This window comes from Herpetosiphon llansteffanensis (assembly GCF_003205875.1).
Lineage (GTDB): Bacteria > Chloroflexota > Chloroflexia > Chloroflexales > Herpetosiphonaceae > Herpetosiphon > Herpetosiphon llansteffanensis.
In genome coordinates this window covers 96477-121499 of sequence record NZ_PUBZ01000103.1, presented here as the reverse complement: position 1 = coordinate 121499, position 25023 = coordinate 96477, and the positions used below count along the sequence as shown (strand labels likewise).

General features: G+C 50.4%; 23 protein-coding genes and 1 pseudogene. 17 read left to right on the top strand and 7 right to left on the bottom strand.

Translation table 11 applies throughout. From position 1 onward, the window contains the following. Nucleotides 1-340 precede the first annotated feature (340 nt). The 5 genes from C5S61_RS15485 to C5S61_RS15465 all read left to right on the top strand — a co-directional run bounded on the left by C5S61_RS15485 (nt 341) and on the right by C5S61_RS15465 (nt 7353). Complete coding sequence (locus tag C5S61_RS15485; protein WP_124033441.1) at nt 341-1363, top strand: LacI family DNA-binding transcriptional regulator; 1023 nt, start codon at nt 341-343, stop codon at nt 1361-1363. Nucleotides 1364-1488: 125 nt separating this feature from the next. Next, nucleotides 1489-2943: a sugar ABC transporter substrate-binding protein gene (locus tag C5S61_RS15480; protein ID WP_110516163.1), complete on the top strand. Its 1455-nt coding sequence runs from the start codon at nt 1489-1491 to the stop codon at nt 2941-2943. A 79-nt stretch (nt 2944-3022) separates the two neighbouring features. Continuing rightward, a complete protein-coding gene (locus tag C5S61_RS15475) occupies nt 3023-4000 on the top strand; it encodes a carbohydrate ABC transporter permease (protein ID WP_110516161.1) in 978 nt (325 codons plus the stop codon). 11 nt (nt 4001-4011) lie between these two features. Continuing rightward, nucleotides 4012-4905, top strand: coding sequence for a carbohydrate ABC transporter permease (locus C5S61_RS15470; RefSeq protein ID WP_205701411.1), 894 nt, complete (start codon nt 4012-4014; stop codon nt 4903-4905). A 123-nt stretch (nt 4906-5028) separates the two neighbouring features. After that, a complete protein-coding gene (locus C5S61_RS15465) occupies nt 5029-7353 on the top strand; it encodes a GH116 family glycosyl hydrolase (protein ID WP_110516159.1) in 2325 nt (774 codons plus the stop codon). A 94-nt stretch (nt 7354-7447) separates the two neighbouring features. Here the strand turns inward: C5S61_RS15465 and C5S61_RS15460 are convergent, their stop codons facing one another. Then, a complete protein-coding gene (locus C5S61_RS15460) occupies nt 7448-7954 on the bottom strand; it encodes a ribosomal protein L7/L12 (RefSeq protein WP_110516157.1) in 507 nt (168 codons plus the stop codon). Nucleotides 7955-8424: 470 nt separating this feature from the next. On the opposite strand from C5S61_RS15460, the pseudogene C5S61_RS15455 reads away from it, so the two are divergent. The 6 genes and pseudogenes from C5S61_RS15455 to C5S61_RS26620 all read left to right on the top strand — a co-directional run. Continuing rightward, nucleotides 8425-8625, top strand: a pseudogene (locus C5S61_RS15455) (Rdx family protein); the annotation flags it as partial. 108 nt (nt 8626-8733) lie between these two features. Further along, nucleotides 8734-9687, top strand: coding sequence for an NAD-dependent epimerase/dehydratase family protein (locus C5S61_RS15450; protein WP_110516153.1), 954 nt, complete (start codon nt 8734-8736; stop codon nt 9685-9687). Then, complete coding sequence (locus C5S61_RS15445) at nt 9684-11951, top strand: GAF domain-containing sensor histidine kinase (RefSeq protein ID WP_110516151.1); 2268 nt, start codon at nt 9684-9686, stop codon at nt 11949-11951. Before C5S61_RS15450 ends, C5S61_RS15445 begins: the two co-directional genes overlap by 4 nt. After that, nucleotides 11941-12441 (top strand): cyclic nucleotide-binding domain-containing protein, encoded by a 501-nt coding sequence (locus C5S61_RS15440; RefSeq protein ID WP_110516149.1) that lies wholly within the window; start codon nt 11941-11943, stop codon nt 12439-12441. Before C5S61_RS15445 ends, C5S61_RS15440 begins: the two co-directional genes overlap by 11 nt. 320 nt (nt 12442-12761) lie before the next feature. Continuing rightward, complete coding sequence (locus C5S61_RS15435; RefSeq protein ID WP_110516147.1) at nt 12762-13004, top strand: hypothetical protein; 243 nt, start codon at nt 12762-12764, stop codon at nt 13002-13004. A 524-nt stretch (nt 13005-13528) separates the two neighbouring features. Beyond that, entirely contained in the window at nt 13529-13900 is a 372-nt protein-coding gene (locus C5S61_RS26620) for a hypothetical protein (RefSeq protein WP_124033440.1), read from the top strand. 53 nt (nt 13901-13953) lie between these two features. Here C5S61_RS26620 and C5S61_RS15425 read toward each other — a convergent pair whose 3' ends face one another. The 3 genes from C5S61_RS15425 to C5S61_RS15415 form a co-directional block, all read right to left on the bottom strand. Beyond that, on the bottom strand, nt 13954-14535 hold the full coding sequence (locus C5S61_RS15425; protein ID WP_110516143.1) for an SUKH-3 domain-containing protein: 582 nt from the start codon (nt 14533-14535) through the stop codon (nt 13954-13956). An 11-nt stretch (nt 14536-14546) separates the two neighbouring features. After that, nucleotides 14547-15095, bottom strand: coding sequence for an SUKH-3 domain-containing protein (locus C5S61_RS15420; protein ID WP_110516142.1), 549 nt, complete (start codon nt 15093-15095; stop codon nt 14547-14549). A 94-nt stretch (nt 15096-15189) separates the two neighbouring features. After that, nucleotides 15190-15456: a hypothetical protein gene (locus tag C5S61_RS15415; RefSeq protein ID WP_110516140.1), complete on the bottom strand. Its 267-nt coding sequence runs from the start codon at nt 15454-15456 to the stop codon at nt 15190-15192. A 486-nt stretch (nt 15457-15942) separates the two neighbouring features. Here C5S61_RS15415 and C5S61_RS15410 point away from each other — a divergent pair, with 486 nt between their 5' ends. Continuing rightward, nucleotides 15943-16854: an SRPBCC family protein gene (locus C5S61_RS15410; RefSeq protein ID WP_110516138.1), complete on the top strand. Its 912-nt coding sequence runs from the start codon at nt 15943-15945 to the stop codon at nt 16852-16854. A 330-nt stretch (nt 16855-17184) separates the two neighbouring features. On the opposite strand, the gene C5S61_RS15405 is transcribed toward C5S61_RS15410, so the two are convergent. From C5S61_RS15405 to pth, 3 genes are read right to left on the bottom strand one after another with little or no spacing between them, the layout of a single operon-like run. After that, on the bottom strand, nt 17185-18327 hold the full coding sequence (locus C5S61_RS15405; RefSeq protein ID WP_110516137.1) for a GNAT family protein: 1143 nt from the start codon (nt 18325-18327) through the stop codon (nt 17185-17187). A 16-nt stretch (nt 18328-18343) separates the two neighbouring features. Next, a complete protein-coding gene (locus C5S61_RS15400) occupies nt 18344-18700 on the bottom strand; it encodes an MmcQ/YjbR family DNA-binding protein (RefSeq protein WP_110516135.1) in 357 nt (118 codons plus the stop codon). After that, nucleotides 18684-19322: an aminoacyl-tRNA hydrolase gene (gene pth, locus C5S61_RS15395; protein ID WP_110516133.1), complete on the bottom strand. Its 639-nt coding sequence runs from the start codon at nt 19320-19322 to the stop codon at nt 18684-18686. The genes C5S61_RS15400 and pth overlap by 17 nt, the downstream gene beginning before the upstream one ends. A gap of 93 nt (nt 19323-19415) precedes the next feature. Between pth and C5S61_RS15390 the strand changes: the two genes are divergently transcribed. From C5S61_RS15390 to C5S61_RS15370, 5 genes are all read left to right on the top strand, one after another. After that, a complete protein-coding gene (locus C5S61_RS15390; protein ID WP_110516131.1) occupies nt 19416-19952 on the top strand; it encodes a hypothetical protein in 537 nt (178 codons plus the stop codon). Further along, nucleotides 19952-20800, top strand: coding sequence for a fructosamine kinase family protein (locus C5S61_RS15385; RefSeq protein WP_110516129.1), 849 nt, complete (start codon nt 19952-19954; stop codon nt 20798-20800). The genes C5S61_RS15390 and C5S61_RS15385 overlap by 1 nt, the downstream gene beginning before the upstream one ends. A 3-nt stretch (nt 20801-20803) precedes the next feature. Next, entirely contained in the window at nt 20804-21970 is a 1167-nt protein-coding gene (locus tag C5S61_RS15380) for a class I SAM-dependent methyltransferase (RefSeq protein ID WP_110516127.1), read from the top strand. Between the two features lie 643 nt (nt 21971-22613). Then, nucleotides 22614-24500: a molecular chaperone DnaK gene (dnaK, locus tag C5S61_RS15375; protein WP_110516125.1), complete on the top strand. Its 1887-nt coding sequence runs from the start codon at nt 22614-22616 to the stop codon at nt 24498-24500. 313 nt (nt 24501-24813) lie between these two features. Next, nucleotides 24814-25005: a hypothetical protein gene (locus C5S61_RS15370; RefSeq protein ID WP_110516123.1), complete on the top strand. Its 192-nt coding sequence runs from the start codon at nt 24814-24816 to the stop codon at nt 25003-25005. Nucleotides 25006-25023: the final 18 nt, after the last annotated feature.

The following is a 25023-nucleotide window of genomic DNA, read 5'->3' as shown; positions in this document are numbered from 1 at the left end:
CCGCTCCCAATGGCTCGAAATCAAGCGTTTGTTGCGTGATATAGGAGGAAGGAGTGTGATGCAGTAGTAGAATGAGATCGCTCCCAAGCACAGGTTGTTATGAAAGTAAAAATATCCTAAATGATTCATTGCAACTTGTCAAGCGTAAATTTTAAAAAGTTTTTAGATTTGAATTTTGCCTGTTCTAAAGGGCTAAAAACCTACTACAGAGCTATAAAGAAATCTAAAATTAGCATTTAGCAACGTACAGCTTGACAAAATACATAAGATCTTTTATTCTCTCCCCAAGACTTCTGAGACCGGTTCCAAAGTAATTTAAATCAGTTTGTGGGGTTTCACCGTGGAACAACTCACGATTCGTCAAATAGCCCAACTTGCGAATGTTTCACGCTCAACCGTTTCGCGGGTAATTAATAATCATCCCAGCGTGCGGCCTGAAGTGCGACAACGGGTGTTGGAAGTTATTCGCGAACAAGAATATGTTCCGCAGGCAGCCGCCCGCAGTCTGGCAAGCCGCCGAACCAATGTGGTGACCCTGTTGATCCCACGCAGCTCGGCAATTATCTTCACTGATCCATTCTTTCCCTTAATTATTCAAGGAATTACCGAAACCTGTTCTGAACGGGATTATTCGGTGATGCTCTCGATGGTGACGGGGCTACAAGAACGGGATTTCTATCAGCGAGTATTACGTAGTCGGATGACCGACGGTCTGTTGATGCTTTCGAGCGATATTGATGACCCAGTTTTGCCCTTGTTGATTAACGACCAAATGCCGTTGGTCTTAATCGGCGAACACCCCTATATGCAACCAATGTATACCGTTGATGTGGCAAATCGGGCGGGCGCAGTGCTGGCAGTCAATCATTTATTGCAACTTGGCCATCGACGGATTGGGGCAATTACAGGCCTACTTCAGATGAAAACCGCCATTGATCGACGTGATGGCTACAAGCAATCGCTGTTGCAAGCTGGAGTCGCAATCGAGCATCAATTGATGATTGAGGGCGAATTTACCCAAGAGGGTGGCTATGCTGCAATGCGCCAATTGCTGAGCCTTGAACATCGACCAAGCGCTGTCTTTGTGGCCAGCGACACCATGGCGTTAGGAGCCTTACGGGCTATTTATGAGGCCGGTTTACATGCCCCGCATGATATTTCGTTGATCGGCTTTGATGATGTGCCAGGCGCGGCCTACACAACCCCAGCCCTGACGACAATTCACCAACCGATTCAAAAACTCGGAAGTACCGCCGCTACGATGTTGCTTGACCATCTCGAAGGGCGACCACCGCTTCAGCAACACATCCGTCTCTCACCTTCGTTAGTCTTACGCCAATCGTGCGGACCACGGGTTTCATAAACCCGCCGGATTCACTAGATCGCATGGTCTGATCGAACACGGGAGTTTTTGGGAGCGATCCCAAATGCGTTCGCATTGGACATTGATGTTCAACCCACTCAACGCCGGAATCAAGGAGGATTCGTATGCAACGCTCACGCCGTCCGTTTATTAATTGGCTAACCCTCTTAACCCTGATCTCAATGATCTTAGTTGCTTGTGGTGGTGCTGAGACCGCTCCCACCGCGACAACTGCTCCAGCTGCAACCGCAACGACTGCGGCCCAAGTTGAGCCAACCACTGCTGCAACTGCCGAAACCGCAGCAACCACCGAACCAGCAACCGCCGAGCCAGCTGCTGGCGAAGTGACCTTGAAGCTGTGGCACATGCCAAACGGTGCTGCTCCAGCAGATGCTATCCAAGCAGAAATTGATGCTTTCGAAAAAGCAAACCCAGGCATTAACGTTGAGCCAGAAATGCTCGACTGGGGTGCTGCATTCCAACGCATCCAAACCTCGGTTCAAGGTGGCGAAGGCCCATGTTTGACCCAATTGGGTACGACCTGGAACCCAACCTTTGCTGCAATGGGTGGCTTACGCCCATTCACCGCAGAAGAAATCACCGCTATGGGTGGCAGCGACAGCTTCGTAGCCGCTTCATGGGCAACCTCACAATTGCAAGGTATGGAAGGCACGTTCTCGATTCCATGGTTTGCTGATGTGCGCGCCTTGGCCTATCGCAAAGACTTGTTGGAAAAAGCTGGCTTGAAGCCAGAAGATGCCTTCAAGGATTGGGCTAGCTTCAAAACCACCTTGGCTACCATCCAAGAACAAAATCCTGACGTTGCTGGGATCGCTTTCCCAGGCCGCAACGACTGGAACGTTTGGCAAAATAGCTCAATGTGGATCTGGAACAGCGGTGGCGATTTGTTGAGCAGCGACCTCAGCGAAGCAACCTTCAACTCAGATGCAGCTGTGGCCGGTGTTTCAGAATTTGCAAACCTCTACAGCAGCAAATTGACCGTCACCAACACCTTGGAATTGAACTCAGCCCAAGTTGATGCCAGCTTCGGCGATGGCCGCACCTTCAGCGCCATCACTGGCCCATGGTTGATCAGCAATGCTCGCACTGCTGCTGATGCTGGTGGCTGGACTAACCGCGCCGTGGCCGACAACTTGGCCTACGCCGAATTCCCAGCAGGCCCAGGTGGCTCATACACCTTCGTTGGTGGTAGCAACTTGGCTATCTTGAAGAGCTGCGAAAACGTCGAAGCCGCTGTCAAGTTCGTCCAATTCTTGGCCGGTAACGAATCACAATTGCGCTACAGCCAAGCTATCGGGATGTTGCCAGCAACCAAGACCGCTCAAGCAGATGCTAGCATCGCCAGCGATCCGTTGTACAGCGTGTTCATCTCAGCTGCTGCTAAAGGCAAGACCTCAGCACCTATCGCTGAATGGGGTCAAGTTGAGAGCGTTCTCAACGAACAACTTGGTTCATTGTGGGACGATGTAGCAACCGCTGGCGGCCCAGTCAGCGCTGAAGTCGTCAAGACCCGCTTGGATCAAGCTGCTCAAACCGTCAACGAATTGTTGGGTAAATAATCGGACTTGGTGATGGGATGTAGGCTGAAAAACGCCTGCATCCCATCAGCGACTGCATCCACGCAATGGAGCGACGTTTATGGCTCTGGCACCAAAAAAAAATAAACTCTCATTGTGGCAACGGATTCGGCAAAACAGCCTAGCATATAAATTTATCGCTCCAACTATTGTAGCGATGCTGGTTGTCCACTTGATTCCGATTGTGCAAGGCTTGTATCTTTCACTCCTCGACGTTCGGCTTACCACCCTGACCCTCTACCTCAAAGCTCCATTTGTTGGGCTTAAATACTACATCGAAGTATTCAACGCGATTTTTGGCATCGGTGAAGATGGCGCAAGCTCGCGGGTAACTGGCCTAATTAATGCAGCCTCAAATACTTTAGTCTATACCATTTGGACGAATATTGGCACGCTGGGCGTGGGCTTGATTCTGGCCATGCTGCTGAATCGTAATTTCCGCTGGCGCGGGATTGCCCGAACCTTGGTCTTGTTGCCGTGGGTTGTGCCCACCTTCGTCACTGGCACGATCTTTAACTTTATTTGGCTCGAACAAGGTGGCTTGGCCAATCGAATTTTGCTCGGCTTGAATATTGTTGATACGCCAATAACCTGGTTGATTGGCCCTAACTCGCTGTATGCCTTGGTGATTGCCACCGTTTGGCGAGGGTTGCCCTTCACCACGATTATGTTCCTCGCCGCAATTCAGGTGATTCCAACCGACTTATATGAGGCGGCCTCACTTGACGGCGCAAATGGCTGGCAGCGCTTTCGCCACATTACTTTGCCACTGATTAAGCCGATTGCTGCAACCCAAGTGTTGTTTGGCTTGATTAATGGTTTCTACGGCGGCTATAATATCGCTGTCCAAATGTTTGGCGGTGGTACCGGTTTCGCAGGCGAATATGCCGACTTGCTCGTACCAGCAATTACGCGCCAGACGTGGGAACGTCACCTCTATGGATTTGGCTCGGCAGCCTCGGTGATTTTGATGGGCATGCTGTTGATCTTTGTTGGCATTTGGTATCGTACATTCCGCGATAGCTTGCGGGCTGAATAAGGAGGCCGTTTATGGGTGTTTCGCTCAGTAAAAAGGCCGAATCGGCCCGACCAGCACGCGCGACAATCAACTATAAAGCATGGTTGTTCGATCGTGGTGGCGATATTTTGTTGCTGATTCTGATTGCCTTTATGTTGTTGCCAATTCTCTTCTTGATTCTTGGCTCGTTCAAATCACGCGATGAGTTCGCAGCTGCTAGTAGCTTCTTCCCTAGTGAGTGGAAATTTAGCAACTATAGCGAAATGTGGACGCGGGTTAAATTCGGCACCTATTTCAGCAATAGCTTGATTATTTGTGGAGTTACAACCCTCGTTGTGACCATTTTGGCTTCGATGTCGGGCTATGCCTTGGCCCGCTTCCGTTTTCCTGGTTCGGGTGGGTTTAGTATGGCGATTTTGGGAACCCAATTGGTGCCTGGCACTTTGTTCCTAATTCCGTTGTATATGACCTTCCTTTGGTTGAAAAATAACCTTGGCATTCCCTTGATTGGCACCAATTTTGGCGCGATTGTGCTGTATGTTGGTTTCTTTTTGCCAATCTCACTCTGGATTCAGCGCAGTTTCTTTGCGACGATTCCAATCGACTTGGAAGAACAGGCCATGGTCGATGGGGCAACCCGTTTCCAAGCCTTCTTGTATATTATTATGCCGTTGGCAGGCCCAGGCGTAATTTCAACTGCGATCTTTGTGTTCTTGACCGCATGGGATGAACTGTTGTTCGCATGGATCTTGAATGTACAGACGATTCCGGTCGGGATTCGCCAATTTACGGGTGTTGCTGGCTCGCAAAATCGCTACGAGTTGCTTTCGGCAGCGTCGGTGGTGATTATTCTGCCAGTTGCCGCGATGTTCTTCCTTTTACAAAAGCGATTTATCGCTGGCCTTACCGCTGGCGCTGTCAAATAGATTTATTTTCTCAACAACCGGGACAAAGGCGTGCAGACTTTGGCGTTGCTGAGGTCTGCACGTCGCTTTGTTATTTATCGAGCAGTGTTTGGGAATCGCAACCAAACATAGGAGCACAGGATCATGACCGAACAACGCCACCACCCCTCAATTCCTCTCGCAGCGTGGCAACGCCCGCTTGGCCTCGATTACCAGAATGCGGCGGTTGCCGCCCACGATCATGGGCCAATCATTGACGATGGTGTCTTTCATGGTTTGCCAATTGGTGGCATGGGCAGCGGGGCGATTGGCCGTAACTTTCGCGGCGATTGGTCGCGCTGGCATTTAGAAGTTGGCAAACACGTTAATCGCAGCGTTTGGCCCAACCAATGGAGTGTTTTCTGGCAAACCGCCAGCCAACAAGCAGCCCAAGTGTTGTGCACAACCCAACCAGATGGCGATGAACTGAGCACATGGAATTGGAATTATCCAGTTGGCGCTGGCAAGTATCATGCGCTTTTCCCTCGCGCTTGGTTCGATTATCAACACCCAGATTGGCCGCTTGAATTGGTGCAAGAGCAATTCTCACCTGTTTTGGCTGGCAATCTCAAGGAAAGTAGCTTCCCTGTTGGCGTGTTTACATGGCGCGTGACCAACCGTGGCAGCGAAACCGTGCGCTTGGGCTTGATGCTGACCTGGGAACATACACGGGCAGTTGAGGCAGCGGGCCTGAGCTTGCAACGCCAACACAACGCATGGCACGATGGCAACACGGCTGGCGTGACCTTGAGCCAAACCAGCGACCAAGCTTTGAGCAGCCACAATGGTACGTGGGCGTTGGCCGTCCAAGCACCCGAATCTGCCAGCGTTAGTCAATGGACGTGTTGGGATGTTGCTCAAGATGCAGCCGCGCTATGGCAAGATTTTGCCAGCGATGGTCAATTGACCGAGTATCCAACCAGCCAACAGGTTGCTGCCGACCAACGGAGCGCTACCGCAATTGCCGTTACCCTCGAACTTGCGCCAGGTGCAAGCGCGGTGATTCCATTCAGCCTTGCTTGGGATTTCCCAATCGTCGAGTTTGCTGATGAAAGCCGCTGGTACAAGCGCTATACCCATTTCTGGGGCACGAATGGCGATCAAGCTCAAGCCTTGGCAACCGCTAGTTTGAACAACGCCGATGCATGGCGCAACGCGATTGAAGCGTGGCAAAACCCAATTCTCAACGACGATCAACGGCCACTTTGGTATAAATCTGCTCTTTTTAACGAACTTTATTATTTAGTTGATGGTGGTACGTTGTGGGTTGATCGCGCGGTGGGCGAGCCTGAACCTGCTGAGGATTCGGTGGGCTTGTTCAGCTACCTTGAATGCTACGATTATCCGTTCTATGGCACGCTCGATGTGTCGTTTTATAGCTCGTGGAGCATTTTGGCCTTGTGGCCAGAGCTTGAACGCGGCGAAATTATTGCCTTCTCCAAAACCGTCAATGATGCTGATGATACCGTCGTGACGATTGTGGCAACCCAAGTGCAAGCGATTCGCAAAGCAGCTGGAGCCTTGCCCCACGATCTTGGTGCGCCCAAAGAGCAACCCTTGATCAAAACCAATGCCTACGACTTCCAAGACATCAATAATTGGAAAGATCTCAACCTCAAGTATATTTTGCGCATCTATCGCGACGTAACCTTGTGGAACGATCAGGCCATGCTTGAAGAAACGTGGTCAACGATTCCGACTGCCTTGGAATATGTGCACCAATTTGATAGCGATGGCGATGGCTTGCTCGACCATAGCGGAGCCGACCAAACCTACGATACCTGGGCGATGAGCGGTGCTGCTAGCTACTCGGCCAGCTTGTTGATTTGTGCCTTGGAAGCGGCGATTCGCTTGGCCCAACGCATGGACGAGCAAGCGCAAGCAGATAGCTGGAGCGAATGGTTGGCTGCTGCGCGCCAGAGCTTCGAAACCAAGCTTTGGAATGGCACCTACTTCCGCTATCACACCGCCGATACCGATTTGCGCGAAGTGATTATGGCTGATCAATTGGTTGGTCAATGGTATGCAGGCGCAATTGGCTTGCCAGCGGTTGCCCCGCACGCCATGATTCGCTCAGCTTTGCAAACGGTCTATCGCTTCAACGTGATGCAATATGCCGATGGAACCTTGGGTGCAGTCAATGGCATGCATCCAGATGGCACGGTTGATACTAGTTCAAACCAAGCGAGCGAAGTTTGGAGCGGCACAACCTATGCGATTGCTGCCATGATGCTGCAAGAAGGCCTTGATGTTGAAGGCTGGCAAACCGCTTGGGGAGCCTATAACGCCACCTATAACGAACTTGGTTTGTGGTTCCGCACCCCAGAAGCATGGGGCGTTGAGCGAACGTTCCGCGCCAGTATGTACATGCGGCCACAATCGATTTGGGCAATTGAGCATGCCTTAGCTGTGCGTGCCAACAAAGCCTGATTAGCGGACAAGCCTCGCTTGTCGAACCTCTTCGCGTCGCCTTGACGCAACCATGCTTCAAAACCACGCTGGATTCTGGCCCAGCGTGGTTTTGTTATACCCAACGATCGACCATATCTTTGGCTTCTTTCAAGCCCAAGTTGGTTGCTTGACGCACCAATTTGATCGCCTGAATTTTGTTGCCTTGGCGGGCGATGGTTTGGGCTTCACGCAGCAGATCATCGGGCAAGGCTTGGGCTTGAGGCACAGCGCGATTTGGGCTAATCAGCTGGCTTGGGTTTTCGCCACGCTCAATCTGCTCAACATAATCTTTGGCTTCTTTGAGGCCAAGGTTGGTTTGGAGCCGTACTTGTTTAATCGCCTCTATCTTCTTGCCTTGCAGTAATAAGGCTTGAATATCTGCTTGATCGATTGGCTTGGAATCGAAACTTGTACCAAATTGAGCGCGCGAATTTGGCTCAAAGGTCGGCGTGCGGCCTGGATTGCTTGGGGTTTGATTGAGATTAATGCTGCTGCTTGGACGCTCGGAGCGTTTGCTCCAAATCCAAATCATAATGCCAATAAAGAAGGCTGTTGAGATCCACCAAATTTCATTTGGCATATCATTGCTCCATTTAACTGAATGCTGTATTGAGAGTGTACGTGAATCCAACTTCAATGCAAGGATTAGGCTTGCTTTTTGATCCACGAAGAGCACAAAGGGAGAGTTGGCTATTGGCTATTGGCTTTCGTACTTCATCCCTTATCCTTCATCCTTCATCCTTCACTGCTCTGCGCCTCTGCGTTAAAAGCAAGTCTTTTTTGTCATAAATTACATCAATTTGGGTTAATTGGCCGATATGGATGTTTTTTTCAAGCTCAAGACGTGAGCAATGAATCAAACATTTCTGTTTAAAAGTGCAAAGCTTTTTAGCCACAGTTTGTTGTTTCTAATATCCTAGCTTCTGATCCCCGATCCCCAGCCCCTGATCCCTCGCGCTTCTGAGTATAATGAACCAATGGCTTATTGCATTTAGGAGGCTACTCATGCAGATCACCATTACCTTTTGCATGTATTGAAACTACACCCCGCGTGCTGTCAGTTTGGCAGCCCAACTGTTGGACATTCATCGCCAAGCGATTCAGCAACTGAGCCTGATTCCCTCGCAGGGTGGCTGTTTTGAAGTTGAAGTTAATGGGCAATTGCTCTATAGCAAACTTCAGACCGAACGTCACGCCGAGGCAGGCGAAGTTGAGGCCTTGATCGCTGCCTATCTCGACCAACAAGCCTAAAACGCTGCTGCAAGCCTACTTGCGGTATGCAGTGGGCTTGTAGCTTACCACAGGGCCAAATCCGCATGCTATAATCGCAGCCACACCATACTAAGCAAGGAGTCTCCCGTGTTGGTTTTGATCACCGGTTCCAGTGGGCAGATTGGCACCAATTTGGCGCTACGCCTTCTCGCAGATGGCCATGAAGTGTTTGGAGTTGATCAACGGGTCAACACGTGGACAAAAGCCTTTGAGTATGTGATTCAGGATTTGGGCGCACCCTACCGCGATTTTGAAGGCGGCATCGGCGGCGTGCCCTATCCCAAGCCCGATGTCGTGGTGCATTTGGCGGCCAACGCCAAAGTTCACGAATTGGTGACCTATCCGCACCGAGCGTTGGAAAATGTGATGACCACCTATAACGTATTGGAATACTGTCGCCATCAACAAGTGCCAATCATTTTTAGCTCATCACGTGAAGTCTATGGTGATATTCATCGCTACTTAACCGAAGAAGCCCAAGCCGACTTTGTGTATACCGAAAGCCCGTATTCAGCCTCAAAAATCAGCGGCGAAGCATTTATCTATTCCTATGCCCGATGTTACAACCTGCCCTATTTGGTTTTTCGTTTTTCGAATGTCTATGGGCGCTACGATAACGACATCGAACGTATGGAACGGGTAATTCCCCTGTTCATTCGCCGCATTCGCGACGGCCAACCTGTGACCGTCTTTGGGCGTGAAAAAACCCTCGATTTCACCTACGTCGACGATTGTGTCGATGGGATTGTGCGCGGAATCGAGCGGATTGTCAGTGGCCAAGTTGCCAATCAGACCTTTAATTTAGCCTATGGCGAAGGCAATACCCTGGTTCGTATGGCCGAATTGATCGCCGAGGCGTTGCAAATTGAAGCAACGATTAACGTGCAACCGTCAAAACTCGCCGGTGAGGTCACCTACTACGTGGCCAACATCGGGCGAGCACGCCAACTCTTGGGTTACACGCCCCAAGTTGCTTTAGCCGAAGGCTTACGGCGAGCTGTCGCGTGGAACATTGCGTGGGATGAGGAACAGCGGCGATGACAGAACGATCACGGCAACGCGGCCATCGACAGCTCCAAACGATGGGCAGCAAACGGATTCAAGCCCGGCTCTTAGCACTTTCGCGGATCATGAACGATATTATGAATGTTGATGATCCGGCGCGCTTGATAACCGCCGCTAGTGCCCAATTGCGCCACGTTTTAGCTGTCGATGCGATTGCAGTGTGGTTTTATAGTGCTACTTCACATCGTTACCTGCTAAGCCACTTCAATAATGCGAGCCACGAGGATTTTAGCGTCGACGACCGCGAGGCATTAAGTGCCTTGCAAGTGCGGAGCGGCGAAGCATTGGCTGGCCGCGTCATCAGCGAAGGCCATGCGCTTACTGCCCACAATATTGATGAATATCGGACCATGTTTGGGGCTTTGGGTCGCCGCCGCGAGGCGCTTTTCAACCGTTGGCGCGCCTTATTGCCTATTTCGTTTCAAGTAACTGCTTTTACTTTGGGTGGCAATGGGCGGCCCAGCGGCGTAATTGAGTTCTTTTGCAGCAAACCCAGCCTGAACGCCAATTCGGCTGCTTGGTTGCAACCAACCCTTGATCAACTTGGTTCGTTGTTGCAGCTGGTGCGTCAACAGGCCGATGCTCGCGGCCAACGCCGCCGTTTGGCTGCACTTGATGCAGTTGTGACTGCAATCAGCACCTCATCCGATTTGCCCGACTTGCTGAATGTGGCTTTGTTGGTGGTGATTGAGGTCGTTAGCGCCAATGGTGGGGCAATTTGTTTGGCCTCGCCTGGTGGCCGCAGCATCACTTTAGCAGCCCAACATCAACTCCCACCGCGTGAGGCGCTGCTGCTTGGTTCGAGCCAAGCCAATAGCGTGCTTGAAGATGTGGTTTATTATGGCCAGCCCACCTTGCGCCCAGTTATTAGCACCAGCGATCTTGGCGAGGATATTATGGGGCGGGCCGCGATGCCTCTCTTGGCGGGCGGCACGATCGTCGGCGTTTTGGTGCTGTATGGCAATTACCAAACCCTTGCCACAAATATCGATTGGCCCTCGCTGGTTTCGATGGGTTCGCAAATTGGCATCGCAATTGCCAATACCCGCTTATACGAAGAAAGCCAGCGCGAGCGCCAACGGCTTGGCACGGTGATCGAATCGATTGCCGATGGCGTGGCAATTTGTAACGGAGTTGGCGAGCTAATTCTGGCCAACGAAACTGCCGCAGGCTTGTTGGAAATTTCGATTTTGCCAACCTTGGCGACTAGCAGCGAGGCAGGCGCGCGCTACCTCGATGGCAGTTCGGTCGAGGCTGATATGTTGCCGTTTGCTCGCGCCTTGGCTGGCGAAGTCTTTCGCGATTATCGTTTAATTGTGCCTGGCAGCCAAGATCAAGATGTGGTGCTGAGCTTTAGCGGTGCGCCCTTGCGGCGTTCAGTATTAATTGATAGCGGCGATACCTCGTTTGATGGCGCGGTGATTGTGTTTCGCGATATTACCGAGCAGCGCCGTTTGGAAGAAGCCAAAGATGAGTTTTTGGCGGTTGCAGCCCACGAGTTGCGCTCGCCATTGGCCGCGATCAAAGGCTACAGCGATTTGCTCTTGCGCCGCGAGCTGAAACAAGCCACTGAAGGCCGCGATTTACGGGGCTTTATCACGCTTAGCCAGCAAGTTAATATTATGGTGCAACTGGTCGATAATTTGCTTGATGTGTCGCGGATTGATGCCGAGCGCTATACGATTCAGCTTGATGCTGTTGATTTGGGCATTTTGCTTGATTCAGTTGTGACCCATGCCCGCCAAACAGCCAACAATCATACCTTGCACTTTGAGCAAGTTAACGATAGCGTCGTGTATGGCGATTCGCTTAAATTGCGCCAAGTTGCCACCAACTTTTTGACCAACGCCATTCGCTATAGCCCACAACAAACCCAAATTTGGGTACGCGTGTTTAGCGATGAGCATTTTGGCTATGTCCAAGTTGACGATCAAGGGCCTGGCATTCCGCAAGCCCAACGCGAACGCCTATTCGAACGCTACTACAGAGTGCCGGGGATTCGCCGCACCGGATCAAGCACTGAAGGCTTGGGTTTAGGCTTGTATTTATGTCGCGAAATTATTACACTGCACAATGGGCGGATTTGGGTTGATAGCGCACCGAGCGGCGGCGCACGCTTCTGCATCGCCATCCCGCGCTATATTCCTGAAAAACACGAAACCAACACCACCCAAACCACCCTCGATCTCGATGCATTTTTATTCTCGCCCCAACCAAGCCGGAGGAACGATGAACAGTAGTGTCATTGCAGTGTTACGTCGCGTCGATATTTTTGCTGGGCTAAGCGATCTGGAACTAAGCCAAATTGCCCAGCTTTGCAAAGTTGCCAAAGCCAAAAAAGGCCAAATTATTTTCCGCGAAGATAGTGATGGCGACGATTTATATGTTGTGCACGATGGCGCGGTGGAAATTCAAGTTCAGACCCGTGGCTCCGACGGCCAAAGTCGCTTATCGACGATCAACACCGCCTACGAAGGCCAAGCGTTTGGCGAAATTGCCATGCTTGGCGGTGGCAGTCGTTCGGCCACAGCGGTTGCCAGCATGAACCCAACCACCTTATTGGTGATCAAAGGGCCTGAGCTTTCGGCGCTCTGCGATACAAATACCGCGATTGGCTATCGCATTATGCGCAACTTCATCAACGATATGATCTACAAACTACGCTCGGCCTCGTTGCTGCTGCGCGGGCATATCAAATGGCAAGATAATCAATTGAGCCAAATTGAATAAATCCTAATCTGCGCAAACCGTATGCGAGCAGCTGTTTTATAATTGATACCTGTATAGCAGCGGCGTGGTAGCGAGCCGCACCGCTGCCTACAACATTATAGAGATAAGGAGATCCGCCATGAGAGTTGGTTTTTTCGGCTATGGGTTAATTGTGGTTTCATTAATCAGCTGTGGCTCGTCATCTGTTGCGCCAACCCAGCCTGCCTCTGCCCCAGCAACAACAGCCTTGCCCGAATGTTTTACCATGGTTTCTGCCTTACCACCCCAACCAGAACTGGCGACGATACCCTTACCACCGATGGCGCGCATCAAAGGCCGTTATGAAAAAGATACTGGCCCAATTACCTTCATCGGGGGTGATGGGCGATCCGGATGCCATTGCAGCCTTTTTTGAGTCGGAGCTGCTAGCCGCCGGATTTAGCATTGACTATGTAGATACTCAGCCTGGTCAATCGCATGGCATTTTTTCGAAGGATGGACAACGATTTGAGTGGAATCTGGTTATGCAAACCCACTGCCCTGACGTAACAGCCCTGCAGATGCTGGTTAACCGTGAGGAATAAGCATATGGAACCAGAATATCATGTTCCTACTCAGAAAGAATCGTATGGATGGATGCTGCTAAGAATAGTGATTTCGCTCATGGGTTGGGCGGGGAGCGCAGCATTCTTGCATTATCACATCACCTATGCTCTGAAACAGCGTGCACTGGGAGCAACCATTCTGAGTACAGCTAGCTATCTCCATGAATTGTATGTCGTAGTACCAGTTATGATCGGACTCTTCATCCTCCTTGTGGCCATACTCATGGACATGCGATCGAGACGGTTGTGGCGCAAACCTCCATGGAAACTGTACCTGAGCGCGCTCCTATTGATTGGTGGGTCATTCAGTTGGTTAGTTATGTATGAGTTCATTAAACTCTTCCGTTCATAACCATTGCACGAATTGTATTTAACGAATATTGCTTGTTCAACCCATCCAATTCTTGTACCTAGCTAAACCTGTTTCAGTCAAGTAGTTGCTTGATGATAGCAATGCGCTACACCTACCCTTCAGCTACTGGTTAATCGTGAGGAATAAACGGATGCAACCGAAATATCAGGTTCCCACTAATCGGCCACCCTATCGCTGGCGCATGATAATTAGAATGGTGGTTGCCGTGATTGGTGGTTGTTTTCCGGTGATCATGGTCATTCTCTTCCAATTGCCTGAGTATGTTGAACACAGAACATTAGGATCAACATTTCAGCGCTATGTTCGGTTTACACCAGAGTTTTGGACGGTATTTCCACTTTCTATAGCGCTTGTATGTTTACTGATCGGAATAAGTCGTGATGGCTGGTTGCTCTTCAAACGGCGTGGAACACCGACCATGTTGCCAATTTCCTATCGACTTTCACTGCTTTTTGTTGTAATTGCCTTCATACTCTATGTACGCACGATTCGGATTCCCTAAAATAACGGTGGATACATTATTTCTCGGCGCGATTATTGGATTGATTCACATTTCTAGGCTTCGTGCGTTTCGTGCCCTTCGTGGATCACATCTGGCGTACGCTCCATAATTAATAACCCAGCATAAAGAATTTTTTCTATGGCCTGCTCAAGACTGGCTCCCAGCATACTTAATACTGGAACACTAGGCAGCTTCCAATCAAGCCGATTATATGTCCATTGGCCCTGCAGAATACAACCATTCGACAATACAAAAAGCGATGCTGCACTCTGGGTTGGGTAGCTGACGTGGCCAATTGGAGCCAGCTGTAGGTTAGTGTGCAGGATATAGGGATGGGTTTGCCAAATTTTTGCTTCTGTTAAGGCTTTTGCACGATAGGGATCAATGCTAATTTCAATCTCTGATGCAGGCCATTCAAATATTCCAGCGAGTGTATCCGTCAGTTCAAATGCCGTATCATGCCAACACGTGGTCGTGAAGGCACATCCTCCATAGGTTGCCAAGAGGGCCTCTGCGGCTGGAAACAGCGGATAGTGGTGCGTCGCCAAGGCATCGAGCCATGGCGTTGGATCGCGATCAATCGCAGGTTTCCAGTTGGCATCGGCCATAACCATTTGAAGAACAGATGGAAACATAGATTTCCCTCCTAGGGATAATAATAGGTTGCTTGTTCAATAAGCCGATTAAGCCCATCACTAAGCGTTTGACCGACGAGCCGCAACATTGGCTTCCGACTATTTTCCCCGGGAACACCATAATATTTTCCAAGCAGCACCAACCCATCGGCGGTCAATAAGATTGTTGCATCGTTATCATAGGAGCCAATGGGGCAAATCTGCCGTTGCTGCCGCTTAATAAACGGATGTTCAAGCCAACCAGGCGCTGCATCATCATCACAATGCTGGGCATTGGCGGGAATAAAATCCTCAAACAGTCGGTTACGATCGAAAATATAGGGAATTGTATCGTGATAATAGAGCGGGGTTTCACCTGCTGGATGAGCAGCGATACGCGTTGTTAGGCCTCCAAAGCTGGTCAAAAAGGCTTCAGCCAGCGGAAAGCTGGGATAGGTGGCGTGTTGAATTGCCGCCAAGTGCGCAGAAGGATCAATCTGGCGCGTCGGAGTCCAGCCAAAAAGCTGGTAACAGGTGGTTGCGATCGGGGTTAACTGGATATTTAAGCTGTAATTAGGCATCAATTTCCCTCAATTTAAAAAGTAGCGAGCGTGGTTTCAGCATAGGCAATATCAAAATGATGCGCAACCAGCAAATCCAAATTTCTGAAATACGTTAATCAGCCTCAAAGGAATTAATCTCTTTTCCTGCTAAAATGTTACGAATATCGTCATGGCCTTCAAAGAAATCGTGCATAACATTCATGAAAAACGCAACATCAACGGGATGGTCGGGCGGCGTATAGCGATCATGATACAGACGGTGAAACAGGTAAAAGCGAACCGCAATCAACAATCGGCGCGTAATCTCATTTTCCTCGTGCCGAATCGCTTCATCGAAAGCATGGCCATTAACCGTAAATTGGCGAATATCACGTGGCATAGCATTCCATCCTTCCTTTTAATCAGTAAAAATCCTCGATGCCCCAAGATCCGAGCGTAGCTAAACCTCAAACAACAATCCTATCATAATGAGCGCAATGCTATTGCCTGGGATGTAATTCTTCATTGAATTGACGACCACATGTCTACCTCGCCATCGATGCTTTGTGCCTCTTCGTTAAAATGATGCTTTTTTTCGCCACGAATAATTATTTTAGCCACAGATTGCACAGATTGTTTTGATTCTTCTCCTAGAGCCACAAGCCCATAGCCTAAAGCCATCGTTTCTCTGAGTCGCTGCGTTAAACGCTTATTTGGTTGAATGCTGCTTCGTGTCCTTCGCGGTTTCAGTGGCTAATCCCTGATGACTGCCCCCTAAAACCTCCCCGCTTCGTGCTCTTCGTGTCCTTCGTGGATCAAATTTGTGGTACGTAACTTGCGATACTGCTCAGTAGTTTGCATTAGCCTACTAGTGAAGGAGTTCTGTATGGCTACTGAGAAAAATGTGCATCAAACTGAGCGCTTGCTTTCGGTAGCAAGCGGCAGCGCACTGGTTGCGTTTGGGATTATGCGGCGGCATCTGCCAGTAAGTTTGGCAGCAATTGCTGGCGGCGCACCGCTCTTGTGGCGCGGCTTGACTGGCCATTGCCCAGCTTATAGCGCCCTCAATATTAATACTGCTGGCCAAGCAGCCGAATCGACGTGGAGCAAGCCTGCTGCCCCAACAACCCCACGGATTCCGATTCCGACAAATCACACCAATTCTGATCAAGCAGGCGTTGATCAAGCCAAAGCGATTAGCGTTGAACATACGGTCACGGTTGAACAGCCAGTCTCCGAGGTTTTCCGCTTCTGGGGCAACTTCGAAAACCTGCCCAAATTTATGCACTATCTCAATAGCGTTAAGATGTTTCAAAATGGCACCAGCCATTGGGAAGCCAAAGCGCCGTTGGGCCTGAGCATTTCGTGGGATGCTGAAATTGCCGATGCAAAGCTCAACGAATATATCGCTTGGCGTTCGTTGCCCAATTCGACCTTGCCCAACCAAGGCCGCGTAGAATTTACCTCATTGGGCGATGAGCAAACCGAAGTTCGGGTTAAGCTCGATTATCAACCACCAGCTGGGGCAGTTGGCGAAGCAATTGCTAAATTATTTGGCAACGATCCGCAAAAAGCGGTTGCCGAAGATCTCGAACGCTTCCGCAAGGTCATTGAAGACGAAGAAGAACGCACGGCGGTGAAGTCGAATGTCGTTGGCGAAAAGCCAGCCAGCAACGACCCACAATACACCGAGCAACTGAAGGTCGAAGCCAAAACCAATAAAGAAGAATCGTTGGAGAACGAAGATAAAGCAGTTGATACCAGTTTTCCAGCCAGCGATCCGCCAGCAACCTGGTAGGACGCGACGCTTCTAGGCGTTAAGAGCAACGGCTAAATCATAGTCTTGCCTTGCAATACGAGAGCAACTATTACGGTTGCTCTCGACCAATTTAAGCAAGCTTTTTCTCGTAAATGCGGTAGGTTTTGTAGCGTCGCCCACCAAGCCCAGTTCCTACTGGATGTGGAGAGGGGTAGCACCCATGGATTGACTACAAATTACGCCAAAACCACCAAACGAAAAGCCCCTCGCCCGCAATGTGGGAGAGGGGTTGGGGTGAGGGGACTTTGACCTAACTCCTAGTCTTGCCTTGCAATACGAGAGCAACTATTACGGTTGCTCTCGACCAATTTAAACAAGCTTTTTCTCGTAAATTCGGTAGGTTTTGTAGCGCCGCCCGCCAAGCCCAGCAATCGTGTTGTTCATCACATCGTTGTTTTCGAGAATCCACGACATTTCGGCGGTATGATAGCCACGCTTGATGCCAGCATTGCGCACCTCGCGATAGAATACTGCATCAATCCCGCGCCGCCGATATTCGGGCAACACACCCATAATCAACACCCGCATTTGATTGATTTCGCGCTTGTGCCGCAGCATTGTGAGCCAGCCAAAGGGCAATAAACGCCCATCGCTGTAGCGCAAGGGAATATTTATATCGGGCACTGCGATGAGTAACCCAACCATCCGCCCCTGATCTTCGGCCACAATCATCACTTCGGGGTCGAGAAAGGGCTTGAAACTATAGGCCAAATGGCGAAATTCGGCCAGCGTCATATGAATTGCGCCCCAATTGTTGGCCCAAGCTTGATTGTAGACATGCCAACCAGCCTCAACCTCTTCTGCAAAGCGCCGCATATTGAGCTTGCGAAAGCTCAAGCCAGTTTGGGCTTGGGCCAAGGCTGCCACCCGCTCGATTTTCACGCCACGGCCTTTTTCGGCGTAGCTGCGTTGATCAACGACCCACGCATACAAATCAATTGCCTTGCCAAAGCCCGCTTGTTCAACATACGCAACATAACGTGGTGGATTGTAGGTCATCATCATCACGGGCGCTAGCTCAAAGCCCTCGATTAGCAAGCCGCATTCATCATTAATTGAAAAATTCATGGGGCCACGAATTGCCTTGTAGCCTCGATCGCGCACCCAATCGCAGGCAGTTTGTAGCAATGTGGTGGCAGCTTCATGGTCGTCCAAGACCTCGAAAAAACCAAAGAAGCCAATCTGTTCGTTGTGGGTGCGATTATGCAGAAAATTAATGTGGGCCGAGATTGTGCCCACGATTTCAGCGCCGCGTTGGGCGAGAAACAATTGCACATCGCCATGGGCAAAGAAGCCGCCATGCTTGGGGTTGAAAAAGCGCTCGCGTTCGAGCAACAACGGCGGAACCCACAACGGGTCGGGGTTCGCGCCACGATAGACCTTCCACGGAAAACGAATAAACTGCTGCCGCTGTTTGGCATTGCGCACGGCTACAATCTGCAACGGCACCATTGATTAACCTCAAAACCTAGGCTTTGGCTTTACGCCGTTTTGGCCGCACTAAATCATATGAATGGCTAATCAAGGCCAAACATTCTTCGTCGGGCACGCTGCCATCAAGCACAATCGTGTTCCAATGACGCTTGTTTAAATGGTAGCCAGCAGTAATCGCCGGATATTGCTCGCGCAACATTTCAGCCCGATCAGGATCACATTTTAGGCTAATGTTGGCTGATTCGCCTTGCGTCAACAAGGCAAAGATTTTGCCGCGCTCATCGCCAATTTTAAACACCAATGGCTCAGGCCCAAACGGATGATCTTCGACCACATCATCAAGGCTTTGGCAATAGCTGCGGGCTTGCTCATAATCAACGTGGTTGCTCATTGGCTGGCTCCTTATCCTGCGATTCTTTCGCCTTCGTTTCCTTCTTTTGCTTGGGTGCTTCGCCGTTGACCGCATTCATAGCTTTGGTGATGCCATCACGAATACATATTTCGCAGGCTTCAACCGCGCGATCATATAAATTTGGCAAGGTTTCGCGTTCGGCAGCATTCCAATTGCCTAGCACAAAATTGATCACTTCCCAGCCTTCTGGCGGGCGGCCAATCCCAAAGCGCAAGCGGGCAAATTTTTGAGTTCCGAGCAATTGTATAATCGAATTCATGCCGCGCTGGCCACCAGAGCTGCCTTGATTGCGCAGCTTAATTGTGCCAAACGGCAAATCCAAATCATCATAAATAATCAATAATTCGCTGGCTGGATCGATTTTGTACCAATTAACCAAGCCTACGACCGATTTGCCGCTATCATTCATAAAGGTTTGCGGGCGAGCCAAAGCAACGCGCTGGCCATTAATATTGCCCTCGGCGATGCGGGCATCGGCGCGCTTGCCATCGAAGCTCAAGCCATGGCGGCGGGCAAATTCAGCCACACATTGAAAGCCCACGTTATGCCGATTATTCAGATATTTTTCGCCTGGATTGCCCAGCCCAACAATTAAAAACATGACATCCCCACGACAGGTTTGGTTAAAATCGCGATATACTACACGCAATGCGCCGCCAATGGCGCAGGCTGAAGCATTGTACCATAGGGAAGTATGCGCATTCTACGTTTTATGATTGTGGCACTAGCGTTGCTGGTGCTCCTGCCCAACCGCGCTTTCGCGGATAATCCAACCGAGCAAGTGTTAATCGACGAAGTGCGCGGCGCGTATCACGTTGTTGCCACGCTTGCCCCCAATCCACCAGCTGTTGGCGATGCCCTCTTGCGGGTGGTGATTACCGATGCCACTTCGGGCCAGCCTTCGCCGCTCAATTTGGTGCAGCTGTATGCAGCGCCCGAAAGCATTGGCCGCGAAGAATTGTTTATCATGGTGCCGGAAAATCAAGATCGTAACGCTGGCCGCTACACCAGCGAACGCTTGCGTTTTACGATCAGCGATCAATGGAACTTGCGCTTGATATTAGGTGCGCCAGAAGGCGAGATGGTGTTTACCAGCAAAGTCCAAGTTGATTCGGTATTCAAGGCGATTGGCGAGGCCGCAGTGATTGCCGTGCCAGCAACCTTGGTTGCTTTGGCAGTGGTTTTTATTGGCTATAAAATTTGGCGCAAAAAACGTCAAGCTGCCAGCTAATGCTCCCCGCCAGCATCCAACACAGCCTTGAGCAACATTTCGCCGCCAATATTCGGCCAATCAAGCCAATCTCTGGCGGCGATATTAACCATGCTGTGCAGATTCAAATTGGCCAGCAAACGGCCTTGCTCAAATGGCGCGAGCAGCCAGCCAAGGATTTTTTTGTGGCCGAGGCCGATGGATTGGCTAGTTTGGCGGCGACCCATACCTTGGCTGTGCCAGCGGTTTTGGGCGTGAGCCAAACGTGGTTGGTGCTTGAATGGTTTGAAGCTCAAGGTCGTTATCAGGCTGGTAATCTTGGCGCTGGCTTAGCCCAATTGCATCGTAAGCTTGGCCAAAGTTTTGGCTACTCACGGGCCAATTTTATTGGAGCCTTGGCCCAGCCCAATCAACCAAGCGCCAACTGGGCCGAATTTTGGCGCGACCAGCGCTTTTGGCCACAGGTTGAATTAGCAGCTCAAGCAGGCCGCATGCCCAAACAACGCCAGCAGCAATGCCAGCGCTTGGCCGATCAGCTTGATCGCTTGTTGGCGCATCAGCCGTTGCCAAGCCTTGTCCATGGCGATTTGTGGGCTGGCAACGTAATTACGACCAATACAGGCCAGCCAGGCTTAATCGATCCAGCGGTTAGTTATAGCGACCGCGAAACCGACATTGCCTTTGCTAGCTTGTTTGGTGGCTTTGGCAGCGAATTTTTGCCAGCTTATCAGACTACGTGGCCGCTACCAAACGACTATCACGAGCGCCAGCAGCTCTATCAACTGTATTGGTTATTGGTGCATTTAACCCTGTTTGGCGAGCATTATGGCCGCCAAATTGATCAGATTTTAAACTATTACAATGGTTAACCTATGCAACTAACAGCAGAAAATTACCGCGATCAATTGATTGCGTTGGCATTAACTGACGATTTTGTGCGCCTGACCATGAGTGGCGCGGCGCGGGCAGCCGATATGCGTTGGCAGCGCGTGGTGGTGCGGCCTGTGCAACTAAAAAATGGGCGGGCATGGCAAGCAGCCTATTTTGATCAGCGCCAAAATATCACCAAAAATTATGTGCTTGAGCAAGCCAGCGCCGCGCTTGGCGAGATTATCGACATTCCGCTGAGCAACATTACGCTAGAAACCACCAGCGAGCGGATTCAAGTGCAGCGCAGCAAAAAAGGCAAAGTCATTCTGAGTCGCGCCCGCAATCAAGCTGCCGCGCCAGATTTGCGCCATAATCACGTAAAAGCTCTGCCCTTGCCCAGCGATCGCCCAGATGCCTATTTGCAAAAAACGGGCATTATGACCAACGATGGGATCATTCGCGCCAGCATGAGCAAAAAATACACCCAAATCAACGAATTTTTGCGCGTGTTTGATGAGCTGGAGCTGGAGCCGCAGGCTGATCAACCATTGCGGATTCTTGATGCTGGCTGTGGCTCGGCCTATTTGACCTTTGCTGCTTATCATTATTTGGTCAATATCAAGGGCTTGGCGGCGGTGGTCATTGGGGTCGATTCCAACGAGTATTTAATTGATAAATGTCGTGCTCAAGCTGAAGAATTGGGCTACACGGGCATGGAGTTTATTGCAACGCCATTGGCCGATTGGCAACCAGCGCAGCAGCCAGATGTGGTTTTTTCGTTGCACGCCTGCGACACCGCCACCGACGATGCTTTGGCCTTAGCCTTGCGTAGCCAAGCGCAAGCAATTTTGAGCGTGCCATGTTGCCATAAACATCTGACTCATCAGATTCAGGCCAATGTGCTCAACCCAATGTTGCGCCATGGCAGCATTCGCCAGCGCACCGCCGATTTGGTGACCGACAGTTTGCGAGCGCAAATTCTGCGGATTAATGGCTATCGCAGCGAAATTATCGAGTTTGTTGATGCAGAGCATACTGGCAAGAATTTAATGATTCGAGCCACCCGTAGCACCAAGCCCGACCCCAAAGCTGTGGCCGAATACGAAGCGCTGAAGCAATTTTGGGGTGTTACGCCGTATCTTGAACAATTAATGGGATCAGGCAACTGATCCCCATTTTGATCCACGAAGAACATAGAGCAAAGAGCATAGAACATAGATGTACTGGTTCATCAGGTTAACTACGGTTTGATCCCCTCACCCCAACCCCTCTCCCGTGCGCGGGCGAGGGGCTTAATCGTGCGGTTATGTCGCGATGCGTGATCCAAAACGGTCGGCTCCCCCTCGCCCGCGTTCAGTGGGAGAGGGGGCTGGGGGGTGAGGGAATGCGATTGCCAATCGAATGAACCATTACACATAGAACATAGAAGTTTAACGATTTAGCCACGAATTGCCCGAATTCCACGAAGAACGATTTTTTTCGCCACAGATTACACAGATTGTTGTGATTCTGTTCTTACTAGCCCAAAGCCTCTAGCCCATAGCCATCGTTGCTCTGCGCCGCTGCGTTAAATTTCTGCCTTTTGACTTCTGAATTCTGCTTTCTGCCTTTTGCCTTCTGCCTTTCCCTATGTTCTATGTTCTCTGCTCTATGTTCTTTCTCTTACACAAAACTAACATTCCATCTATATTGTTCTAGTGGATGATCGGCTATACTCCATACACAGGTCGGGCAGCGATGCAGCCCTGTTCCAATAGATACGCAACAGATTAAGACATATCAATAAACCATTTTTTTGGAGGATTAACCGCTATGGCAAAGATTGTAGGGATCGACTTGGGGACAACCAACTCGGTAGTCGCTGTTATGGAAGGTGGCGATCCAGCGGTTATTGCAAACGTTGAAGGTGGTCGCACCACACCATCAGTTGTGGCCTTCTCGAAAAACGGCGAACGATTGGTTGGGCAAACTGCCAAGCGGCAAGCAACCGTCAACCCCGAAAATACAATTTTCTCAATCAAGCGCTTTATGGGCTTGGAGTTTGATAAAGCAAACCAAGAACGCGGCACCGTTCCATACGAAATTGTCAATGGCCCTCGTGGCGATGCTCGGGTGCGTGTTCCTCGCACTGGCAAGGATTACACACCACAAGAAATTTCGGCCATGACCTTGCAAAAGCTCAAGAACGATGCTGAACAATATTTAGGCGAGCCAGTTCGCCAAGCTGTGATTACGGTTCCAGCCTATTTCAACGACGCGCAACGCCAAGCAACCAAAGATGCTGGCCAAATCGCTGGCTTGGAAGTGCTGCGGATTATCAACGAGCCAACTGCTGCTGCTTTGGCCTACGGCTTGGATAAAAAGAACGACGAAACGATTCTCGTATTCGACCTTGGTGGTGGTACCTTCGACGTTTCAGTGCTCGAAGTGGGCGATGGCGTGATTCAGGTCAAGGCAACCAACGGCGATACGCACCTTGGTGGCGATGACTATGACCATCGGATTGTAAAATGGTTGATCGACGAGTACAAAAAAGATCAAGGCATTGATTTGACCAGCGATAAACAAGCGTTGCAACGTTTGAAAGAAGCTGCAGAAAAAGCCAAGATGGAACTTTCGACGACCATGGAAACCGAAATCAACTTGCCATTTATCACGGCAGATGCTAGCGGTCCAAAACACTTGGTCACCAACCTGACCCGCTCGAAGTTCGAGCAATTGACTGCCGATTTGACTGAACGGCTCAAAGGGCCTTTCACCCAAGCACTCAAAGATGCTGGCTTGAAAGCAACCCAAATCGATGAAGTCGTGTTGGTCGGTGGTTCAACCCGGATGCCAGTTGTCCAAGAATTGGTACGCAAGCTGACCGGCAAAGACCCACACAAGGGCGTGAACCCTGATGAAGTGGTTGCCATCGGCGCTGCAATTCAAGCTGGTGTGCTTGGCGGCGAAGTCAAAGACGTGCTCTTGCTCGACGTTACGCCATTGTCATTGGGTGTTGAAACCCTTGGTGGCATTATGACCAAGTTGATTGATCGCAACACCACCATCCCAACTCGCAAGTCGGAAGTGTTCAGCACGGCGGCTGATGGCCAAACCGCAGTTGATATTCACGTCTTGCAGGGCGAGCGCGAGATGGCTGGCGACAACATGACCTTGGCGCGCTTCCAATTGCAAGGCATTACGGCTGCGCCACGGGGTGTGCCACAAATCGAAGTGACCTTTGACATCGATGCAAACGGCATTATCAACGTTTCGGCGAAGGATAAAGCCACCAACAAAGAGCAAAAGATCACGATTACGGCCAGCACCAACCTGAGCAAGGACGATGTGCAAAAGATGGTGCGCGACGCTGAATCGAATGCTTCAGCCGACCAAGCCCGTCGGGCCAAGATTGAGCTGAAAAACCAAGCTGATAACATTGCCTATCAAGCTGAAAAAACGCTCAGCGACGTAGGCGATAACGTTGACCCAAGCGTCAAGAGCCAAGCAGAAGCTCAAATTGCCGAATTGCGCACGAAAATTGCCGAAGACGACGATGCAGGTATTCAAGCAGCAATGGCTACATTGCAACAAACCTTGATGAGCATTGGCGAAGCCCAGTATAGCAGCGACCAAGCTGCTGCTGCTGGCGCAACTGCTAACGCCAAACCAGCTGATGATGGTGTTGTTGATGGTGAATTTACCGTCGAACAATAGACCACGCTTGTTTCGCTCAAACCACCTCTATGCACAGCATAGGGGTGGTTTTTTGTTGATCGGGTGAAAAAATCTCCCACCAATCTGGTTAAAATTCAGTCTTGCGATGGAGCAAAAAAATTGGTATGCTATTTACACTATCGACCAGATACATTTTGAAACCAAGGAGGGTATATATGGCTGCCGTGATTGTTTTCTCAAACGGGGAGCTATAGTAGCTAGGGCACGATAACCTTAAATATCGGCCCTGGGACAGACTCCCCGTAGCGCTCGCGTTGCGGAATCAATTTCTATTGAGGAGTAAGCTGTCGCCATGAAAGGCCAAACCCGAAATTATTTGAACGAAGAGTGGATTGAAGACCAAGAAGCCGAAGAAATAGCTGAGCGCCGAGAACGCAAAAATGACGATCGCCCACCGCCCAATCCGCGCCAACAAAAGGCCAAAGAATGGGGTCGGGCAATGGCGAAATATCACCGACAACGCAAAAAAGTAGATCGCCAATAATGCCAAAAGCCCGCTGCA

What these genes read in the sequence shown, in the direction of transcription:
- pth (WP_110516133.1), bottom strand. Translation starts at nt 19,322, where the DNA reads ATGTTTTTAATTGTTGGGCTGGGCAATCCAGGCGAAAAATATCTGAAT.
- C5S61_RS15400 (WP_110516135.1), bottom strand. Translation starts at nt 18,700, where the DNA reads ATGAGCAACCACGTTGATTATGAGCAAGCCCGCAGCTATTGCCAAAGC.
- C5S61_RS15435 (WP_110516147.1), top strand. Translation starts at nt 12,762, where the DNA reads ATGAAAAAGATACTGGCCCAATTACCTTCATCGGGGGTGATGGGCGAT.
- C5S61_RS15440 (WP_110516149.1), top strand. Translation starts at nt 11,941, where the DNA reads ATGAACAGTAGTGTCATTGCAGTGTTACGTCGCGTCGATATTTTTGCT.
- C5S61_RS15425 (WP_110516143.1), bottom strand. Translation starts at nt 14,535, where the DNA reads ATGTTTCCATCTGTTCTTCAAATGGTTATGGCCGATGCCAACTGGAAA.
- C5S61_RS15410 (WP_110516138.1), top strand. Translation starts at nt 15,943, where the DNA reads ATGGCTACTGAGAAAAATGTGCATCAAACTGAGCGCTTGCTTTCGGTA.
- C5S61_RS15405 (WP_110516137.1), bottom strand. Translation starts at nt 18,327, where the DNA reads ATGGTGCCGTTGCAGATTGTAGCCGTGCGCAATGCCAAACAGCGGCAG.
- C5S61_RS26620 (WP_124033440.1), top strand. Translation starts at nt 13,529, where the DNA reads ATGCAACCGAAATATCAGGTTCCCACTAATCGGCCACCCTATCGCTGG.
- C5S61_RS15465 (WP_110516159.1), top strand. Translation starts at nt 5,029, where the DNA reads ATGACCGAACAACGCCACCACCCCTCAATTCCTCTCGCAGCGTGGCAA.
- C5S61_RS15415 (WP_110516140.1), bottom strand. Translation starts at nt 15,456, where the DNA reads ATGCCACGTGATATTCGCCAATTTACGGTTAATGGCCATGCTTTCGAT.
- C5S61_RS15380 (WP_110516127.1), top strand. Translation starts at nt 20,804, where the DNA reads ATGCAACTAACAGCAGAAAATTACCGCGATCAATTGATTGCGTTGGCA.
- C5S61_RS15460 (WP_110516157.1), bottom strand. Translation starts at nt 7,954, where the DNA reads ATGCCAAATGAAATTTGGTGGATCTCAACAGCCTTCTTTATTGGCATT.
- C5S61_RS15475 (WP_110516161.1), top strand. Translation starts at nt 3,023, where the DNA reads ATGGCTCTGGCACCAAAAAAAAATAAACTCTCATTGTGGCAACGGATT.
- C5S61_RS15480 (WP_110516163.1), top strand. Translation starts at nt 1,489, where the DNA reads ATGCAACGCTCACGCCGTCCGTTTATTAATTGGCTAACCCTCTTAACC.
- C5S61_RS15370 (WP_110516123.1), top strand. Translation starts at nt 24,814, where the DNA reads ATGAAAGGCCAAACCCGAAATTATTTGAACGAAGAGTGGATTGAAGAC.
- C5S61_RS15470 (WP_205701411.1), top strand. Translation starts at nt 4,012, where the DNA reads ATGGGTGTTTCGCTCAGTAAAAAGGCCGAATCGGCCCGACCAGCACGC.
- C5S61_RS15420 (WP_110516142.1), bottom strand. Translation starts at nt 15,095, where the DNA reads ATGCCTAATTACAGCTTAAATATCCAGTTAACCCCGATCGCAACCACC.
- dnaK (WP_110516125.1), top strand. Translation starts at nt 22,614, where the DNA reads ATGGCAAAGATTGTAGGGATCGACTTGGGGACAACCAACTCGGTAGTC.
- C5S61_RS15445 (WP_110516151.1), top strand. Translation starts at nt 9,684, where the DNA reads ATGACAGAACGATCACGGCAACGCGGCCATCGACAGCTCCAAACGATG.
- C5S61_RS15390 (WP_110516131.1), top strand. Translation starts at nt 19,416, where the DNA reads ATGCGCATTCTACGTTTTATGATTGTGGCACTAGCGTTGCTGGTGCTC.
- C5S61_RS15385 (WP_110516129.1), top strand. Translation starts at nt 19,952, where the DNA reads ATGCTCCCCGCCAGCATCCAACACAGCCTTGAGCAACATTTCGCCGCC.